Here is a 3265-nt window from a genome sequence, read left to right on the forward strand (position 1 = left end):
AAAAAAAATGCAGAGTGAATATACGGAAGAAAAACTGTTCGGACTTTTCCTCACTTCCGTTTCGGAGCATCAGAAATCAGTGTTGACTCATGCTGATTTTTGTGAGGTGGAGGAGCTTTCGATCGTCGAAAAGGTGTACCTTGCACATGTGTTGAATACCAATGGGAAAAGCTCGATGAAGGTCAACCAGGAGATCAAAAATATGCATGAGGTCGCTCTTCATCTGTATGAGTCCCACCATCCGATTTCAAGCGTTGATTCCGGCCTGTTCTTAACATGGTTCACAATTGCATACAGGGGTCTTAAAGAACGCGAAACATTCAAGAATACAAAGGCATTTGCAGCTGCGGCCGAGTATGTGTGGAAGCACCTTCGCAATGAAAAAGTGACGAAGAAACAAGTGTGCGAATCCTACAATGTATCCGTAAGCACATTGACTAAATATATTTCCGTGGTGGAAAGCTACCTTCCATGAGCATATTTTTGGACGATACAACCCTCTTTTTTATAGGATAGTCATAGAACGTAAATACTATATAGGGAATATAAAAAAGCTGCTTATAAGAACGTTTTTGGAAGGAGAATTTCAGTATGTCAGAAGAAAAAATCTATGATGTAATCATCGCCGGTGCCGGTCCTGCCGGAATGACAGCGGCTGTATATACGTCCCGTGCCAGTCTTTCAACACTGATGCTTGAAAGAGGTGTACCGGGCGGGCAAATGGCAAACACAGAAGAAGTGGAAAACTACCCGGGTTTCGATCATATCCTTGGTCCGGACCTGTCGAATAAAATGTTTGATCACGCGAAGAAATTCGGTGCGGAATATGCATACGGTGACATCAAGGAGATCATTGACGAAGGTGATTACAAACTTGTCAAAGCGGGTTCGAAGGAATACAAAGCCCGTGCTGTCATCCTTTCTACCGGTGCCGAATACAAAAAAATCGGTGTACCGGGTGAAAAAGAGCTTGGCGGCCGCGGGGTATCATATTGTGCTGTTTGTGACGGTGCATTCTTTAAAGGGAAAGACCTTGTCGTAGTAGGCGGAGGTGACTCTGCCGTTGAAGAGGGCGTGTACCTGACAAGATTCGCAAACAAAGTGACGATCGTTCACCGCCGCGATGAGCTCCGCGCTCAAAAGATCCTTCAGCAGCGTGCTTTCGATAACGAAAAAGTTGATTTTATCTGGAATCATACAATCAAAGAAATCAATGACAAAGAGGGCAAAGTCGGGAGCGTGACGTTGGTTTCAACGGAAAACGGCGAAGAAACTGCATTCCAGGCAGATGGTGTCTTCATTTATATCGGAATGATTCCATTGACGAAGCCTTTCCAAAATCTTGGCATCACCAATGATATGGGCTATATCGTCACCAACGAACAAATGGAAACGAAAGTACCTGGAATCTTCGCAGCCGGAGATGTGCGCGAGAAAGAACTTCGCCAAATCGTTACAGCGACTGGCGACGGAAGCGTTGCAGCACAGGCTGCCCAGCATTATGTTGAAGAACTGAAAGAAAAGGTCAAGAACGGTTAATAGATAGAGCCTTGGGAACGTGATTCTCCCAAGGCTTTTTTACATTTCATTTCCGGTGATGCTTATCATACAGGGCAACCAATTCCGTGAGTGTCCATTTTTCCAAATCCGGTCCTTCCGCGACTCCGCTTTTTACTAGAAGACGAATAAAGTGCTCTCGCTGCTTTTGAACGGCATCTCTTAAAAATGGCATAGCATTCACTCCTTATGTTAGCTTAGATTCATCTTAACGCTTTAACTACCTCTGTTCCGCATCTTTGTCAGCTTTCCTGCCAAATAAAAGGTTGTTTGTCAGACTTTCTTACATAATTAACCGTATTTCACAATGCCCATGTATAATGAAGCAAAGAGGAGGAGGGTAGTGTGGGACAGGAATCTTCCTATAAGGATAAAAAAGTGATCTCGATCGGTGTAGTCAGTGAATTGACAGGCCTGACAGAAAGAAAAATCAGGTACTACGAAGAAAAGAATCTTATCTTCCCGGAACGGACCAACCGGGGATACCGAAAATACTCCTTCAACGACGTAGAACGATTAATGGAGATTGCGGACCATAGAGAAGAAGGTGTCACAACCAAAGAAATCAAGTACGAACTGACCAAAAAAGAGAGAAAAGATGCCAAACAAAAAATGATCAAAGGTCAAATAAACGCACGGTTTGGAATCCAGAAAAATTGAGGCTTCTGCAAAAAGGCAAACTCTATGGGGGGAGTTTGTCTTTTTAGTGCTGTTTTAAAGGGGTTAAATGGAAAAACGAAGAATTATGACTCATTTCTCATAGAATAATTCAGGGTTCTCATTGAATAAAGCTCCAGGCTCATAGAATAACATCCATTTCTCATAGAATAATCACCAAAACTCATAAATTGTGTCCTTCAGAGTGTGGGTTACAATCCTTCTTCCCGGCAGTGAAGATGTAACTGCTGCACACAGCACAATCACAGGTACCAGAAATATACAGGATTACAATCTCCTCAATAGGGAATAACTCCATCATGAACGGCATCACAGTCTAATCGGAAGGTATGATCATCAATGTCAAAATGGAAAATCATTATTCCCATCATGGTAATCGCACTTATACCTGTTATTTATTTCAGTTTTTTTGCTGAACAAAGCAAATCGGAATCAAAGACAAGAGTCATCGCTCTTGGAGATTCCCTGACATATGGATATGGGGATGATAAAGATACGGGCTATATCGGCCGCCTGGAAGACAAAGTGAATGAAAAGAACACGAAAGAGAGCTACCACTTTCAAAACCTCGGGATCCCCGGCCAGAAATCATCAGGACTTCAAAAGCAGCTGATGAAACCGAGTGTGACTGAGGATTTATCCGAAGCGGATGTATTTATCGTCAACATCGGAACCAACGATCTCATAAAAAGCAATGGAGGAGACCTTCTTCCTTTGCATCACGATAAAATTATGGAAGCTAAGATGGAATATGTGGATAACTTGAATTTCATTCTGGACACCCTGGAGAAAACGAATAAGGACGCAGAAATCCTTGTCATCGGGCTCTATAACCCTTACCCCGACAAAGACAGTGACAAGATTGAAGCGTATGTCGATGAGTGGAACCAAACCATTGTCCAGGAAGTGACCAAACACGGAAAAGTTAAATACGTTTCCTCTAATCCTTTATTCAAAGGAAAGGACAAACAACAGTATTTTCACGATTCCCTTCATCCGAATGGAAAAGGCTATGAACTCATGGCAGAAC

The 3265-nt window shown here is 42.8% G+C and carries 4 protein-coding genes and 1 pseudogene; 4 read left to right on the plus strand and 1 reads right to left on the minus strand.

Translation table 11 applies throughout. From position 1 onward, the window contains the following. Positions 1 to 475, plus strand: a pseudogene (locus HP456_RS21745) (helix-turn-helix domain-containing protein); the annotation flags it as partial. Positions 476 to 591: 116 nt separating this feature from the next. Further along, positions 592 to 1539, plus strand: a complete 948-nt coding sequence (trxB, locus tag HP456_RS21750; RefSeq protein ID WP_172255004.1) for a thioredoxin-disulfide reductase — start codon at positions 592 to 594, stop codon at positions 1537 to 1539. Between the two features lie 46 nt (positions 1540 to 1585). On the opposite strand, the gene fbpA is transcribed toward trxB, so the two are convergent. Continuing rightward, complete coding sequence (gene fbpA, locus HP456_RS21755; RefSeq protein ID WP_172255006.1) at positions 1586 to 1732, minus strand: Fur-regulated basic protein FbpA; 147 nt, start codon at positions 1730 to 1732, stop codon at positions 1586 to 1588. A 170-nt stretch (positions 1733 to 1902) separates the two neighbouring features. Between fbpA and HP456_RS21760 the strand changes: the two genes are divergently transcribed. Both HP456_RS21760 and HP456_RS21765 read left to right on the plus strand, forming a co-directional pair. Beyond that, on the plus strand, positions 1903 to 2217 hold the full coding sequence (locus HP456_RS21760) for a MerR family transcriptional regulator (RefSeq protein ID WP_172255008.1): 315 nt from the start codon (positions 1903 to 1905) through the stop codon (positions 2215 to 2217). Positions 2218 to 2574: 357 nt separating this feature from the next. After that, positions 2575 to 3265: GDSL-type esterase/lipase family protein (locus tag HP456_RS21765; RefSeq protein WP_172255010.1), on the plus strand; the 691-nt coding region annotated here is incomplete at its 3' end.

Source organism: Bacillus haikouensis (assembly GCF_013179555.1).
In the GTDB taxonomy this organism is placed as follows: Bacteria; Bacillota; Bacilli; order Bacillales; family Bacillaceae_B; genus Rossellomorea; species Rossellomorea haikouensis_A.